Raw genomic sequence first — 14,413 nt, 5'->3', positions numbered from 1 at the left:
TGTCGTCGGGTACGTCGCCGCGCAGAGCCAGCGCGAGCTGGACGACCTCCCTCAGCTGCTCCTCCAGGGTGCGCTGCGGGGCGGCGTGGTTGTGGTGGACGATGCCCCGATGGCCCTGACCTCCGACGATGTGGACCCTGTCCCCGAACTGGAAGTCCCCGCCGCTCATTTCAGTACCCCCGTGTGGCCCGAGCCACCGTAGATGTTCACCGAGTCGCCGAAGTGGTAGTTGCCGTAGTTGGTGATCGACAGGGCCTCCACCCTGGCCCTCAGTACTGCGTTCGGCTTGTCGATCGTCTCGGCGATCTTGACCACGAGTTCATCGAGATGACGAGGGTCTCCGGCCACCAGGGCCGTGGACCGGCCGTTCGTCTCGATGGCAAGCGTGTAATGACTCGATGCGAAGACCACGGACGCCATCTCGCCGAAGAAGTAGATGAGCACAGCCACGGCGAGCACCACGAGGACCTGGATCACGCTGTCGTCGCCCGAGGAGGAGTCGAAGTCGCTCGACCCGCCCGACATGTCCGAGAAAAGCATCAGGGCGAGGATCAGAACCACAGTGCCCCCGCCGCGCTTCAGGAACTGCACGAACGCCTCTCCGCGACGCGGAGTCAGTACGAACGTGTAAACGCGGGTGATGTTCTCCAGAGGGTAGGCGGCCCTGTTCACCCAGAGCAGCCGATCGCTGATGACCAGGTCACCGCGCGGTGGGAGGCTCGGCCCGGGCGCGCCTGCGGCCGCGTACGCGCGGGGCGGTGCCGGTGGTTCGGATGGTCTCGGTGGCGGCGTTGCGGGCGTCCCCATGTATCCCCCTGAGATGGGCCGCTGTGAAGTGGCACTCATTACGCACCAGAACCATAGGCGGCACAAGGCGAGTTCGAGACCTCGAGGAAGCCGAATCCGCCATTGCGAGCTGGCCCCTCGGCACCAGACAATCGACCGGCACGCCTGTGAACGTAGCAGCGCCGTCTCCCCGGCGATCACAGAGCGTCGCAACTCCATGATCACCTAGGCCTGTGCCTGCCTTGCTGTCATGGCTGCCTCGCGCCGCCTACCTGTGCGGCCTCTAAAGGGTGTTGCACAAGGCTCTGAACTGGGCATCTCTTCTCTATGGCCGGGGTCTTACGCGTTGAGCGGATGTGGGCGGAGACGTTCACGGGACTGCGGATGACGCAGTTTTCGGGTCTGCTGAAGGCAGTGCGAGAGCGGGATGGCAACGGCGCGCTGCGGGGCCGGCCGTGGTCGCTGCCACTGGACGGACGGGTGCCGATGGTCGCGGTGCACTACCGCACGAACCTGTCCATGCGTCAACTGGGGCCGCTGTTCGGCGTCTCCTCCTCCAGGGCCTGCCGGGTCATCCAGCGGCTGGGACCTTTGCTCGCACTCGAGCCCGCCTCCTGTACGGCCGAGACGGCAAACCGGTTGTGCATCGTGGACGGCACCCTGGTCCCGGTCCGCGACCGGAACGTCGGCTCATCGTCACGCAACTACCGGTTCTCCGCGAACGTGCAGGTCGTCGTCGATGCCGACACCCGACTGGCGATCGCCGCAGCACGGCCGCTGCCGGGCCCCACCGCGGACGCGCACGCCTGGCGGGCCTCCGGGCTGAGCGACCACTGCCAGGACGTGACCGTCCTGGGCGATGGCGCCTACCTCAACCGCGGGATGGCCGTACCACACCGCAAACGCCCGCACCACCCTCTTCTGCCGGACGAGGAAGAGGACAACGCCGCCCACCGCAAGGTGCGTGCACGAGTGGAGCATGTGATCGGCCGGATGAAGAACTACAAGATCCTCCACGACTGCCGGCAGCGCGGCGATGGGCTCCACCACGCGGTCCAGGCCGTCGCCCACATACACAACCTCGCCCTCGCATCATGACCAGAAGACCACCAGCACCGGCCTTGACCTGCCCAAACACGACCTTGTGCAACACCCTTTAGGTGTGCTGTCCCGGGAGCCGCCCGCACCCGCAACACTCCAGACTCCCGCAGCGGACGCTGCGGTTTCCGTGGCGCCGCCGACGCCTGACTCAGCCGAACACCCGGCGCCCGCCCACGAAGGTCTGCTCCACTCGCGTCGCACCGATCTCCTCGGGCGGCCCGGCGAACGGATCACGGTCGAGTACCACCAGATCCGCCAGGAACCCCTCGGCGACCGTGCCCGTCTCGTGGTCGAGGTGGTTCGCGTAGGCACTGCCGGCCGTGTACGCGGTCAGCGCGTCGTGCAGTCCGATGCGCTCCCCGGGCAGGAAGACCGGCGTCCCCGCGGGCGCGTCCGGCGCCACCCGATTCACCGCCACGTGGATGCCCTGGAGTGGATCGGGGCTGCTCACCGGCCAGTCGCTGCCCGCCGCGAGCGTCGCCCCCGACCGCAGCAGCGCCCCGAACGGGTACTGCCACGACGCCCGCTCCGCGCCCAGGAACGGGATGGTCAGCTCGTCCATCTGCGGCTCGTGCGCCGCCCACAGCGGCTGGAGGTTGGCCGTCGCGCCCAGCTCACGGAACCGGCCGATATCGTCCGGGTGTACCACTTGCAGGTGGGCCAGGTGCGGCCGGGTGTCCGTACGGCCGTTGGCCCGCCGGGCCGCCTCCACCGCGTCCAGCGCCTCCCGCACCGCGCGGTCGCCCAGCGCGTGGAAGTGCACCTGGAAACCGTGGGCGTCCAGCTCGGTGACGTATCGCTTCAGGTCCTCCGGCGGCACGAAGCTGATCCCGCTGTTGTCGGACACGCACCCGCAGCCGTCCAGGTACGGGCTGAGCAGCGCCGCCGTGCCGTTCTCGGCGACGCCGTCCTGCATGATCTTCACGGTCGTCGAGCGGAGCCGCCGCCGGGTGCCCGCCGCGCGCCGGGCCACCAATTCCTCGATCTGCTCGGTGCCGCGCGCCCGGTCCCACCACAGCGCGCCGACGACCCGCGCGGTGAGGGTGCCGTCCTCGGCGCAGGCCAGGTACGCGTCGGTGGGGTCGGTGAGATTGGCGTGCTCGCCGAGGAGGGCGTCCTGCCAGGCGGTGATGCCGAGCGAGTGCAGCAGTTCCTGGGCGCGCAGCAGCCCGGCCACCCGTTCCTCACGGGTGACCTGGGGGACCAGACGGCCCACCAGGTTGGCGGCTCCCTCCTGGAGCATGCCCGTCGGCGTGCCGTCCGGGTGCCGCTCGATCCGCCCGTCGGACGGGTCGGGCGTACGGGCGTCGAGTCCCGCCCGCTCCAGGGCACGGGAGTTGACCCAGGCGCCGTGGTGGTCGCGGTTGACCAGGTAGACCGGCCGGTCGGACACGAGGTCGTCCAGTTCGGCAGCCGTCGGCAGGCCGCCGGGGAACGCCTCCATCGCCCAGCCGCCGCCGGTGATCCACTCGGCGTCGGCGTGCGTCCGGGCGTACGCGGTGATCCGCTCCCGGTACTCGGCCCGGGTCGTCGCCCCGCTCAGGTCGCACTGGCCCATCTCCAGGCCGCCGCCGACGGGGTGCGCGTGCGCGTCCTGGAAGCCCGGCACCAGCAGGCGGCCGGCCAGGTCCACGACCTCGGTGCGCGGGCCGATCAGCTCGCGCACCTCGTCGTGTCCGACGGCGACGACCCGCTCGCCGCGCACGGCCACGGTGGTCGCCCGGGACCGGGCCGGCGAACCGGTGTGGACAGGGCCGCCGGTGAAGACCAGGTCAGCGATAGTGGTGTCGGACATGAGGCAACTCCTGGTGTCAGTAAGGCTGTTTCGAGTTCTGCCGGTGTCCCGGGTTCTACGGGTGCCGGGGGGCTTCGGTCGCGGCCGACGAGACGGTGTCGGTGCCGACACCGGTGCTGTGTCCGGCGACGAAGTACGGCGAGCGGCGGCGGTACTTGGCGACGGCAGCCATGACGAGCCCGGACAGCAGGATCGCGGCGGGCACCGAGAGCATGAACCAGCCGTTGTCCGGGCTGAGTTCGAAGCGGTCGCTCATCGTCGCGTAGTGCCGTCCGAGGTAGCAGCCGATGCCCAGCAACGCGATCCCGCTCACGCCTGGCGCGATGACCGCACGCAGCGCCTCGCGGGGCGCCGTGCGCAGCATGCCTCGGAAGCGCACCGCGCAGGCGAGTGCGGTCAGGCCGTAGTACAGGGCGACCACGAGACCGATCGAGTTCACGGCCGCGAGGATCATCTCGTTCAGCTTGGGGATGGCGAGCGCCAGCAGTGCCACGGCCACAGAGATCGACGTGACGAGGACGGTGCCGACCGCCGGGGAGCCGTAGCGCGGACTGACCCGCGTCCACACCTGGCCCATCGTGCGGTCCCGGCCCATTGCCAGCAGCCCGCGCGCCGTCGGGATCACGCTGGACTGCAACGACGCCACCGCCGACAACAGCAGCGCCAGCAGCGGCAGGCTCGCCCACGGCTCGTCCGCCAGCTTCACACCGAGGTAGGTGAGTGCCTGCGGGCCCTGCTCCAGGAGTTCGGGCAGCGACATCTCGCGTTGGAAGGCCACGGACCCGTACAGGAACAGCGCCAGCATGGTGAACAGCGCGATGAATCCGCCGCGGCCCGCGTCCCGTACGTCGTGGGTCTCCTCGGTGACGCTGAACGCCGCGTCCCAGCCCCAGAAGAAGAACACCGCCAGGACCAGGCCCTGGGCGAAGCCGGTGCCGTCATGCACGGCGAACGGGTTCAGCCACGACCAGGAGAAACCGTGCGCGCCGGTGGCCATCGCCCAGCCGCAGAAGCCGAGCAGCACCGCGTACTCGAAGACCAGCAGCCACGTCTGGAGCCGGGTCGCCTTGCGCACCCCGGTGACGGCGGTGACCGTGACGGCCGCCAGCACCATCAGGCCGACCACGGTGGACAGCACCGTCGAGTTCGGGTCGAGGCGCAGCCCGCCGAGCGCGTGCAGACGGGCCTTGTCCGCGAACTGGAGGAACACCGAGCCGGTCACCGCGCTCGTGTACGCCATGAAGATCAGGGTGCCGACCAGGGTGACCCAGCCGGTGAGGAAGCCGAGCCAGGGACCGAGCGAGCGGCCGACCCAGACGTAGCCGCTGCCCATGTTCCGCTCGTGCCGGTTGAGCCGGGCGTACGCCGTCGCGATGCCGAGGATCGGAACGAACGCCACCAGCAGGATCGCCGGCGCCTGAAGTCCCACGGTCGCGGCGAGCGAGCCCATGCCGATGCCGATGCTCGTGGTGGCGGCCGTGCTGGAGGCCGCGATGGCGATGCCGTCGACGACGCCGAGGGAACGCCGCAGGCCGGGGGGTTCACTTCTCATGGACAGACTCCTGGAACCGGAGAACGGGAGGTGTGGGAGGAGGCTGTGATCAAACCGGCCTTGTCAACATTGCGTCAATGGTGTTGACATAAGGCGCTCATGGAACGGTTCAGAGCCGAGGGAAGGGGTTCGTGCAGTGACGGACGGACGGATTCCGGCGGAGCGGCGACGGCGCAGACCGACCAGGTCGGGGGTGCTGCTGTCCGAGGACGTGATCGTCGACTGCGCGCTGCGGCTCGTCAGGCAGCACGGCCCGGACGCGCTGAGCGTGCGGCGGCTCGGCGCCGCCCTCGGCTGCGATCCGAGCGCGCTGTACCGGTACTTCCACAACACCGACGATCTGCTGCTGGCCGTCGCCGACCGGATCATCGGCGACGCGATGGCCGGGTTCGAGCCCGACCGCATGCCGTGGCGGGACGCGCTGCGCGAGATGGCGCTGCGGATCCACCGCGGCTACCGGGAGCAGCCGCGGGTGGCCGCGCTCGCCGCGTACCGGGTGACGCGGCGGCCCCACGAGATCAAAGCCGTGGACGCGGGGATCGGGCTGCTGCGCCGGGCCGGGTTCAGCGACGCCGACGCCGTGCGCCAGTACTCGGCATTCGTGGACACCGTGCTGGGCCACGCGGCCCTCGACGCCGCCCACCTGGCGCTCCCGCCGGAGCGCCGCGAGGCCGACGACCGGGCCTGGACCGGCGCCTACGCCGAACTGCCCGACGCCCGCCACCCGCACCTGACCGCGGCGCGCGCGGAGTTGCCTCTGATGGCGGGCAGTTCGTTCGAGACGGCGCTGGAACTGATCCTGAGCGCGCTGGGCGCGGCGGCACCGGGGGACACACCCTAGTACTGCAACGGTGTTTGCCCGCGGCGGCGCGTTCTCCCGGCAGCTCGCCGCCCGCGCCCACCACCACACCACGCACTGGACCCCCGCGCCCGCTATGCGGATACTGCCACGCGCCCCGTAGTCGGCAACCCGCCTACTGAGGCTTCGTCGTCCCGTCACCGCGACCCCTTGGTCTCACCACCAGGTTGGCAGGGGCTCATTGGCGACCGCACATGGAGCGCGCATGCGCCAGGGAAGACGAGGAACGGCGCGGGGTGGGCGCGATCGGTGCCACTGGTCTGGGCAAGTACTTCCGGAGCGGGGATCTGCAAGGGATGATCACGGAGTTCCGTGCACCCGTCCGGTCCGGCTCGCGCTCATCGGGGGATCCCATGTACCGTCGCACCCGCCGTACAACCACGGCCCTGGCCGCCGTCGCACTCCTGACAGCCGTGGCGCCGGCCTGCTCCGGCTCGGCCGGGATGCCAAGGGCTTCCTCGCCGAAGAAGACGACCGCCAACGCTCCGGCCGCATCCCCGGCACAGAGGGTGTCCCGCCCCGGCCGTGAGCGGCTCGACGACAAAGCACGCCGCCTGCTCGGCGGCACCGGCCGGCCGAGCACGGACGACGACGGCTTCATGGCGTCCGGGACGCTCGCGATCCCCGGACAGAATTTGGACGAGACCATCGAGTCCGGCACCGCGCTGCGTGTAGAGGTGGCCTGCGCGGGAAAGGGCACGGTCACGTTCACGGCCGTATCCGGCACCGCTGAGGCCGTCAGACTCGTCGACTGTGCGCAGCCGGCGACGAAGGGGTTCCGCCTCACCACGGCAGCGCCGCGCCTCGTGGTCCGGGCGGACTCCGCCACACCCGAAACGGTCGGCACCGCCTACGTGGTACGCCGCGTCGGCTGAGGAGCGGCAGCGCTGAAGACCTCAGTCACCGCCGAGGAACGAGCCCGAACTCCCCCGCTCCTGCGTGGAAAGTTGCTGCCCGTCAGGGAGCGGTACCGCGTGGACAGAGTGTTCCTCTGCCTGTCGTGGAAAGCAGGCAGAGGAACTCCGCAAGTGACATCGCCTGGTCAGCGGACGAATCGGCTGTACTCGTCGAGTCGATTCGGTGGTCGCCGTCACGTCGGCCATCCGGACGATGGTGGCGATGTGCTCCTCGCCTATGTGGCCGTTTCCTTTCAGGGAGGGCTTGAGTTCCGTGGCGGTGATGTAGCCGTCGTGGTCGGTGTCGTTCGCGTCGAACTGCTCACGCTTGCTGTCGGCCATGAGGAATGTCCCTTCGATCACGCGGAAGCACCGGGGGAACTTCCTCTCGGCGCCTGTGTCACCTCTTACCGCTGTCCACAATCACCGGTGTGCCGTTAGCGTCCGTGCCGCAGGGGACCGCATAGACGGGATTGGCCTTGGCGGCCTCCTTGTAGGCCTCCAGACACTGGTTGTACAGCACCTTGTCGCTGAGCGAGCGTTCGATGATCTTGTTGGCGGCGGCGATGCCCTCCGCCTCGATCCGCTTGCGTTCCGCTTCCGCCTTCGCCGTACGGGCCGCCTCCGTGGCCCGCTCGGTGGCCTGCTCCTGCTGGATCTTCTTGTCGATCTGGTCCTGCAGCCTGTCCGACGGCCGCACATTGCGCAGGTTGACGGTGGTGACGTCGATCCCGCGCGGCGCCAGACGCCCCTTGACGAGGCCGGCGATCTCGGAACCGATCTGCTCGCGCGCGGAAGCGTATCCCTCCTCGCTCGTGTGCTTGGCGAAGACGTTGCGGATGATCTCGCGGGCGTCGGGCAGCACCAGCCGCTGCTCGACAGCCTCCTCGCTGCCCGCCAGCCGGTACAGCTCAACCGCCTTCGCCGGCACCACGGCCCACTTGAGGGTGACGTCGGCGTACAGCACACCGCCCTGCGAGGAGCGGACCTCGACGACGTCCTTGCCGTTGAGATCGAGATCGACCGGACGGGTCGAGAAGGACGTGACGTCGGTGAACGGCGACTTGAAGTGCACCCCGGACGTCAGCGGCGTACCGGTCTTCCCGAAGGTCACCGGGACGCCGACCTCGTAGGCACTCACGACATGCACACAGGCGAACGTCGCCGCCAGCAGCCCCGCCACGCCGCTGAGCGCCGCCCCGAGCTTCCAGCCCTTCACCTCCCGGAGCCGGCCGACGAGAAAGAGGACGACGGCCGCTATGAGCAGCACGATGGACAGCACGAACACAGGTGATCCCCCTCAGGAAACGTTTCCGCGCCCCTCTGGGACGCGACCCCGGCGCGCATCGTAGCGACCACAGGTGACGCCCATACCTCACCACGGTTCACCCGTGATACGGGCCAGCGAACACGAGATCACCCTCACCCGCCAACCGGCCAACCGGCCACGGCAGAAGCCGGAGGTCACCGGCCAGACAGTGCCCGAACCTGGCCTTCGCCGCCTCCATTCGCCAGGCCAGTCCATGGACGACGCACCGGTCCCGCTCCCCCGCCAAAGAAGCCGGCCAGGACCTTGGCCTGCCAACGCGCACTGAACATGCCCCGCCGGGGCCGACGGGCCCGATCAGGGTGCCGTGGCTGCCGATCACCGTCACCCGCCTCGGCACCCCTCGGCTCCGTGCGGAGCACGCGGCGCTCTAATAGAAGTGCTCGGGGGCACGCCATCTCATGAGCCGTTCGTGTCTCCAGCGACCGGCAGGGACCTCGGTCTGCTGGAGAGCTCTGGGCTCGCGAACTTCTGAGAGGTCGGCCCCTGCCGGCGGGCTGGGGACATGAAAACCTGGCTGGGTGCGGTGCCACCGGGCGGGGCGCGGTCTTGCCGAAGGGATCGCGTCCCCGGATCCACCTTGGGCCTCCACCCGGCGGCACGGTGAGGAGGAGCCGGTCTGACCCGAGGGATCACAGTCCCGGAACGGGGGCAGGCTTCCACCTCACACAGCGGGCCCTTGCGCTTCCGTGCTCGGGCTCACTGCTGAGTTATTAGATTCCCCTGAGCGCAGACGGCTTCCGCCGTCCGCTGTCCCTGATCGTCACGCCGGGGCAGCGGGCCGACCGCACCCAGTTCGTTCCGGTGCTGGAGAAGATCCGGGTCCCCCGGCTCGGGCTGGGCAGGCCCCGCAAGAAGCCCGACAGTGTCACGGCCGACAAGGCTTACAGCAACGGTCCCTGCCGTCAGTACCTGCGGCGGCGCGACATCCGGCACACGATCCCGGGGAAGGCCGACAGTCAGGCCGCCCGCCTGGGCAAGGGATCTCCAGGCGGACGACCACCGGGGTTCGATGAGGAGCGGTACAAGAAGCGCAACGCCGTGGAGAGGCCCATCAACAAGCTGAAGAACTCCCGCGCCGTCGCAACGCGATATGACAAGCGCGGGTACGTCTTCCTCGGCACGGTCACCGCGGCCACCCTTGTTACCTGGCTCCGCGCATGATCAGCCAGCCCGTCCGGGATCTCGCCATCAGCGACCCGGAAGGCCCCTTGCACGGCTGGCGAGCCAGACGGCGGCACGCTGCTTCTCCTCGTGGTTTGCATAGGGGCTGTCGTAACGCGCGATCCACTCAAGGTGTCGCAGGACGTTCTCCGAGCGGTCCGGGTGACGCACCACGAGGACGTTGATGCCGGTCTCGCCCGTCGAGGCGCAGACGTACACGCTGCCGTCCAGAGCCATCATGCCGAAGCCCGGGTGGCCCGAGTACACGCCCAGGAACGCCGATGCCGCGCCTCGGCCCATGATGTCCCAGCGATCCAGCAGCCGGACGCGGGTCCAGAGTGCCGGTGCATGGCTGCCGCTGTGCATGTGCCGCAGGGCGGCCCGGTGCGAACGGGTGCCCTGCGGAAGCTGCACGAGGAACTCGCGCCGGTGGTCGAAAAGGCCCGAGGAGACCGCAAGGTCGTACCAGTCCGCATTGAGGCGCTCAACCAGCCGCGAGGTTTCGTATCGGTGGGAGAAGCCTCCGGCCACGTCCTCCGCACCGTATCCGCGGACGAACGGCATCGTGCCCGGTGGCACAGCGTTGGGGATCACCTCGAGGCCGGCCCGTCGCAGAGGCCGGCATACCTTGCGGTCACGTTCCTGAATACCCATCGCCCCATGTTCTATCAGGGCCAACAGCCCCCGGGCCCGCCGTTTTCCTCCACCTCCACGTGATCGGCCCACTGTCCGATGAAGCCGTCTCCAGCCTGTTTGGCAGGCAGCGGTTCGGCACACTCGCCACCGTCAAGCGCAGTGGCCACCCCCACCTGACCACCGTGCTGTACAACTGGGATCCCGAAGCCCGCATGGTGCGGTTCTCGACGACGGCCGACCGGGTCAAGATCGGGCATCTGCGGCGCAATCCGCGTGCGGCGTTTCATGTGCAGGGCGGCGACGTGTGGTCGTTTGCCGTCGCTGAAGGCGAGGCCGAGGTCTCCGAGAGCACCACCGTTCCCGGCGACGACGTCGGGCGGGAACTCCTCGAGATGATCCCGCAAGCCGCGAAGCCGGAGGATGAAAGGACGTTTCTGGAGCAGCTGGTAGCCGAGCGCCGGGTGATCATCCGGTTGAAGGTGGACCGCCTGTACGGCACGGCGCTCGACACCGACGGCTAAGACATGTCAGGTCGGTGCTGGTCACAGCCACTCGTTGAGAATTACGACCAGCACGGTCGCCGACGCCGCAGACGGATGGCGGCGACGCTGTCGCCGGGCGGGCGGAGGCGGACCCGGAGCCGGCGTTCGCGGTGAGCAGGCGAACGTGACGGCGCTCGTCGTGCGCCGGTTCCTCGACCGCAGTCTGCTGGCCGACCTGAGCGCGACCCCGGACGTGACGCTGCACCACCCCGGCCAGGTCACCAGGGCTGCCGACGCGAGTATTCGGCGGAGTCGGCCGCCGCCGACACCTCGCTCGGACCCGAGCAGGCCGCCGCCCGGCTCGAGGTACGCAGGGTCGGCTTCGACCATATGATCCGGCTCGGCTGGGTCCGCTCCGCTCAGTCGATCGAGGTCCGCTTCGGCACCCCCGGGCGGGGGCCGTCGTCGACGCCCACCGCCGGCAGATCACCTACACCGGTGTCGGCCACCTGCCGCCTGCCCTCGCCCGCCATGTCGGCGCCGTCGTCCTCCTCGACCAGACCACCGCGCCGCCGCTGGGCATCCCTGTCGACGTCGTCCGGCGCGTGCAGGCCACCGTGCCGTACACGCCCGGCGACACCCTCGTGCTGTACACCGACGGACTGGTCGAACGCCGGGGGCGAGGACATCGATGTCGGCCTGCGCCGCCTCACCGACACCCTCGCCCCAGGCGCACCTCGCTCCCAGGCGCACCTCGCTCCCGATGCCCTGGCCGACACCCTGCTCGCCCCCCTCGGCGTCGCCGACGGCGGCTGCGACGACATCGCGCTGGTCGTCGTCCGCCTGTAGCTCAGGGGTGCGCTGGCTGCCGGCCTGCCGGGTGTCCGGCGGCCTCGAGGGTCCGGCGGGTTCGCCGTACCATGTCGACGTCGACGCAGGTCTCCTGCTCCGGGAGGCGGTCGGCCTTCGGGCCGCTGCGAAACGGCTGCGGACGGCCGCGATCATCATGCGTCCGGCCGGGCGAGTGCGGTCGTCCACGGCCGCCCGCACGATCTGTTCCTCCAAGCCCGGCTGGTGGGACCGGTGGGCTACCGACGCCCGGGCTCAGAACAAGTCGAAATCGCCCTCCTGCCTGTGCTCCTCCGTCCAGCGGAACGGACCGAACTTCTTGTATCGCACTCGTCTGACGTAGCCGGGGCCCGTCTCCTCGATGACCTCCTCGTCGGGCGTGCGCGCACGGGTCACGGTTGCGGCGGCAGACACCCCGACACTCCCGGACAGCGCGACCAGGAAGGCGTCCCAGCCGGACGGGACGTCTACGGGGAATCCCGCCAGCCCTGAGATCCATCCTCCGAGACGGAGGGTGGCGGGCACCAGCCAGATCGCCTCGGCGGCGAACACGAGGAGCGCGAGGGCGACGGCACCGCCGACCAGGAGGCCCCACAGGACCTTCCGCCTGGTCGGCTCCCCACGGGCGAACGGCCTCTCCTCCGCTATCAGGCCGCCCAGGCCCGCTCCCGCACCAACCGTCGCCGTGATCGTCCCGGCGATCGCGACGGTGAAGGAGAGGTTGAGGACCCCGGCGCAGATCGCCAGCGCCGGGAACTTCCCGCCGCCGCCGGGCAGCGTGAAGCCGGTCACCCAGAACGAGGCCGCCCACATACCGGCCGCCCCTCCGGTGATCGCGAACAGCAGACCCAGCATCCGCGACAGTTGCCGGGAGGTCCGGGCCCGGGCACCGTTGTTCCGGGCCGCCTCTGCTTTCGCCCTCTCGATCTGCTCGCTCAGCTCGGCTGCCCTGGCCTGCGACTCCTGCGTGCGGCGGTGAGCCTCGATGAGCGCCAGTTTCCTCACGGGGTCCGAAAGCTCGCCGTCGCCGTCGACTGCGCGGCGCAGGGCCAGGGCGGCCAGCTCGGCGGCGCGCGGGTTGCGGGCCAGCTCGAATCGCTCCCCCTCGGCCGAAGTGACGCTCAGCGTCGGTGTCTGGTGGGGCACCTGCTCGGATACCCGGCGGCTGATGAACTGGTACAGCTCGTCGGCGGTGATGACACCGTCCTGGTCGAGGTCGGCGTCCCCGGTCCGCAGGCCGTGCACGATCGCGGAGGTGAACACCGAGGGCTCGCCTTCGTCTCTGCTGGCCCGGTCGTCCTCGGGCGCCGTCTCGTAGCTGTACTGGAGGGAGGTGGAGGAGGTGATGACGATCCGCCCGCTCCCCTCGAAGGTCTCCTTCAGCTCGACACTCTGGTCGCCGCGGGTCCGCATTCCCTTGTTGAAAGCTCCGCTGTAGCAGCAGTCGAGCAGCAGGATGATGCGTCGGCTGCGGCTCTCTTCCATACGGGCGGCGATGAATTCCGCGTCGACCGAGGTGGCGGTCAGCGCATCGAACACGCTGTCCCGGGTGATGAAGTGCAGCCGGTTGTGGCGGTCCTTGCGGCCGTGGCAGGACAGGTGCAACAACAGGGTGTCGTCGCGGGCGGCGGAGCCGAAGAACCGCTCGATCGCCATCTTCCACTCCCGCGTCGGCTGGTCGACCAGGACGTTCACCTCGAACCCGCCGACCGCGGAGTCGCCGAGGACATCGCGTAAGTGTTCGGCGTCGGATGTCGCGCCGGGAAGAGACGTGAAGTGGGAATCGTCGTACGTCTCGGTGGCGAGCACCAAGGCCCGCTTAGCCATCGGAGTCCTCAGGACGGGCGGTGGACGCGAGGTGGGCCAGGAAGGCCTCGGCGAGCCGTCGGCGCTCGGCGGGCGAACCGGCTTCCAGGACCAGCTCGTTGCCGTCGATCCGGAGGGTGACCGTGCCCGAGGTACGACGGGCCAGCCAGTCCTGGACCAGCAGGACCAGCGACCGGACGGCGGGTGCTCCGGCCAGGCCCAGGACCAAGGAACTGTAGACGGTGACGTCACCGGCCCGGGTACCGCGGGGTGCCGGCGGGGCCGGCCTGTGTTCCATTCGGAGCAAAGGGAGCTGGTCGAGTTCCTCGATCAGTGACTCCATTTCGCGTTCGGTCGTCTCCGCGCCGTCCGGATCGCTGAAGACCAGACCGACCTCTACCGACTCCCGTGCTCGATTCATTCCGCCCCCCTGTACGTGGCATATCAAGGTGCGGACAGAGTGCCACAGCGGCATTTACCACAGAAGAAGTTCATCCGACCGAGCTCGGATTGTCGTAGACACTGAAGGCCGCGGCCCCGCACCGGACGGGGCATCGTCCACGCGTGTGCGGGCGGCGGCGGTCCCGCGTCGCGAAAACCGCCGAACACCAGGGTGAGGAACGCCTGTTGCCCGGTAGCGTGTGCACTCGACCGGCTCGGTACGGCTGGGTTCGGCGGGACAGGGGAGGTCTCGGAGATGGCGGGCGATCCTTCGGTTCGTGGTGGTGGGCTGTCACGGCGCGCCCTGCTCGCGTCGTCGGCCGCCGCGGGTGGCGCGGTGTGGCTGCTGCGCGGCCTGGTCCGGCCGGACGGCGCGTACGCCGCCGACGCGCCCCCGGCGCCGCCGGGTTTCCCCGCCGGACCCGACATCTACCGGCGCGTCTACGAGAACTGGGCCGGCGAGATTCACACCGACCAGTTGTGGACGTGCACCCCGCACCACCCCCAGGACGTGCTCGACATCGTCAACTGGGCGCACGGCGTGGGCTGGACGGTACGCGCGCAAGGCAAACGGCACGGCTGGGCCCCGCTCACGGTGGCCGACGGCACACCCGCCGCGAGCCGGGTCGTCCTGCTGGACACCACCGCCCACCTCACCGCCATGTCCCTTGAGCGGCGGGCCGCCGACGGCTCGGCCGAGGTCCGGGTCCAGACCGGGG

General features: G+C 69.7%; 13 protein-coding genes and 2 pseudogenes. 7 read left to right on the top strand and 8 right to left on the bottom strand.

Annotated elements, in window-relative coordinates:
* Positions 1-165: 165 nt before the first annotated feature.
* The gene (locus H5J33_RS08420) at positions 166-672 is read right to left on the bottom strand and encodes a DUF6232 family protein (protein ID WP_399552791.1); all 507 of its coding nucleotides are present in this window, start codon (positions 670-672) and stop codon (positions 166-168) included.
* 441 nt (positions 673-1,113) lie between these two features.
* Here H5J33_RS08420 and H5J33_RS08415 point away from each other — a divergent pair, with 441 nt between their 5' ends.
* Complete coding sequence (locus H5J33_RS08415; RefSeq protein ID WP_181794251.1) at positions 1,114-1,884, top strand: transposase family protein; 771 nt, start codon at positions 1,114-1,116, stop codon at positions 1,882-1,884.
* 151 nt (positions 1,885-2,035) lie between these two features.
* Here the strand turns inward: H5J33_RS08415 and H5J33_RS08410 are convergent, their stop codons facing one another.
* The gene (locus tag H5J33_RS08410) at positions 2,036-3,682 is read right to left on the bottom strand and encodes an amidohydrolase (RefSeq protein WP_181794250.1); all 1,647 of its coding nucleotides are present in this window, start codon (positions 3,680-3,682) and stop codon (positions 2,036-2,038) included.
* A 55-nt stretch (positions 3,683-3,737) separates the two neighbouring features.
* Complete coding sequence (locus H5J33_RS08405; protein ID WP_181794249.1) at positions 3,738-5,234, bottom strand: APC family permease; 1,497 nt, start codon at positions 5,232-5,234, stop codon at positions 3,738-3,740.
* 136 nt (positions 5,235-5,370) lie between these two features.
* Here H5J33_RS08405 and H5J33_RS08400 point away from each other — a divergent pair, with 136 nt between their 5' ends.
* Together H5J33_RS08400 and H5J33_RS08395 are read left to right on the top strand one after the other, a co-directional pair.
* Complete coding sequence (locus tag H5J33_RS08400; RefSeq protein WP_309485358.1) at positions 5,371-6,075, top strand: TetR/AcrR family transcriptional regulator; 705 nt, start codon at positions 5,371-5,373, stop codon at positions 6,073-6,075.
* Between the two features lie 527 nt (positions 6,076-6,602).
* Complete coding sequence (locus tag H5J33_RS08395) at positions 6,603-6,968, top strand: hypothetical protein (protein ID WP_258564961.1); 366 nt, start codon at positions 6,603-6,605, stop codon at positions 6,966-6,968.
* Positions 6,969-6,989: 21 nt separating this feature from the next.
* Here H5J33_RS08395 and H5J33_RS08390 read toward each other — a convergent pair whose 3' ends face one another.
* Both H5J33_RS08390 and H5J33_RS08385 read right to left on the bottom strand, forming a co-directional pair.
* Positions 6,990-7,331, bottom strand: coding sequence for an EF-hand domain-containing protein (locus H5J33_RS08390; RefSeq protein ID WP_181794248.1), 342 nt, complete (start codon positions 7,329-7,331; stop codon positions 6,990-6,992).
* A gap of 58 nt (positions 7,332-7,389) precedes the next feature.
* Positions 7,390-8,277 carry a prohibitin family protein gene (locus tag H5J33_RS08385; RefSeq protein WP_181794247.1) on the bottom strand — a complete coding sequence of 296 codons (888 nt, stop codon included), beginning with the start codon at positions 8,275-8,277 and terminating at the stop codon, positions 7,390-7,392.
* A 756-nt stretch (positions 8,278-9,033) separates the two neighbouring features.
* On the opposite strand from H5J33_RS08385, the pseudogene H5J33_RS08380 reads away from it, so the two are divergent.
* Positions 9,034-9,480, top strand: a pseudogene (locus H5J33_RS08380) (transposase); the annotation flags it as partial.
* Positions 9,481-9,507: 27 nt separating this feature from the next.
* Here H5J33_RS08380 and H5J33_RS08375 read toward each other — a convergent pair.
* Positions 9,508-10,134, bottom strand: coding sequence for a hypothetical protein (locus H5J33_RS08375; protein WP_181794246.1), 627 nt, complete (start codon positions 10,132-10,134; stop codon positions 9,508-9,510).
* Positions 10,135-10,193: 59 nt separating this feature from the next.
* Between H5J33_RS08375 and H5J33_RS08370 the strand changes: the two genes are divergently transcribed.
* Both H5J33_RS08370 and H5J33_RS38640 read left to right on the top strand, forming a co-directional pair.
* Positions 10,194-10,637 carry a pyridoxamine 5'-phosphate oxidase family protein gene (locus tag H5J33_RS08370; RefSeq protein ID WP_181794245.1) on the top strand — a complete coding sequence of 148 codons (444 nt, stop codon included), beginning with the start codon at positions 10,194-10,196 and terminating at the stop codon, positions 10,635-10,637.
* A 248-nt stretch (positions 10,638-10,885) separates the two neighbouring features.
* Entirely contained in the window at positions 10,886-11,785 is a 900-nt protein-coding gene (locus H5J33_RS38640; RefSeq protein ID WP_399552792.1) for a PP2C family protein-serine/threonine phosphatase, read from the top strand.
* Here H5J33_RS38640 and H5J33_RS08360 read toward each other — a convergent pair.
* Together H5J33_RS08360 and H5J33_RS08355 are read right to left on the bottom strand one after the other, a co-directional pair.
* Positions 11,703-13,274 (bottom strand): caspase, EACC1-associated type, encoded by a 1,572-nt coding sequence (locus tag H5J33_RS08360; protein ID WP_181794244.1) that lies wholly within the window; start codon positions 13,272-13,274, stop codon positions 11,703-11,705. The genes H5J33_RS38640 and H5J33_RS08360 overlap by 83 nt on opposite strands.
* The gene (locus H5J33_RS08355) at positions 13,267-13,674 is read right to left on the bottom strand and encodes an effector-associated constant component EACC1 (protein ID WP_181794243.1); all 408 of its coding nucleotides are present in this window, start codon (positions 13,672-13,674) and stop codon (positions 13,267-13,269) included. Before H5J33_RS08355 ends, H5J33_RS08360 begins: the two co-directional genes overlap by 8 nt.
* A gap of 276 nt (positions 13,675-13,950) precedes the next feature.
* Here H5J33_RS08355 and H5J33_RS08350 point away from each other — a divergent pair.
* Positions 13,951-14,413 (top strand): annotated as a pseudogene (locus H5J33_RS08350) (FAD-linked oxidase); the annotation flags it as partial.

Origin of the sequence: Streptomyces sp. WELS2, assembly GCF_013870595.1 — a bacterium.
GTDB lineage: Bacteria > Actinomycetota > Actinomycetes > Streptomycetales > Streptomycetaceae > Streptomyces.
This window is presented reverse-complemented; position numbering and strand designations above follow the sequence as displayed.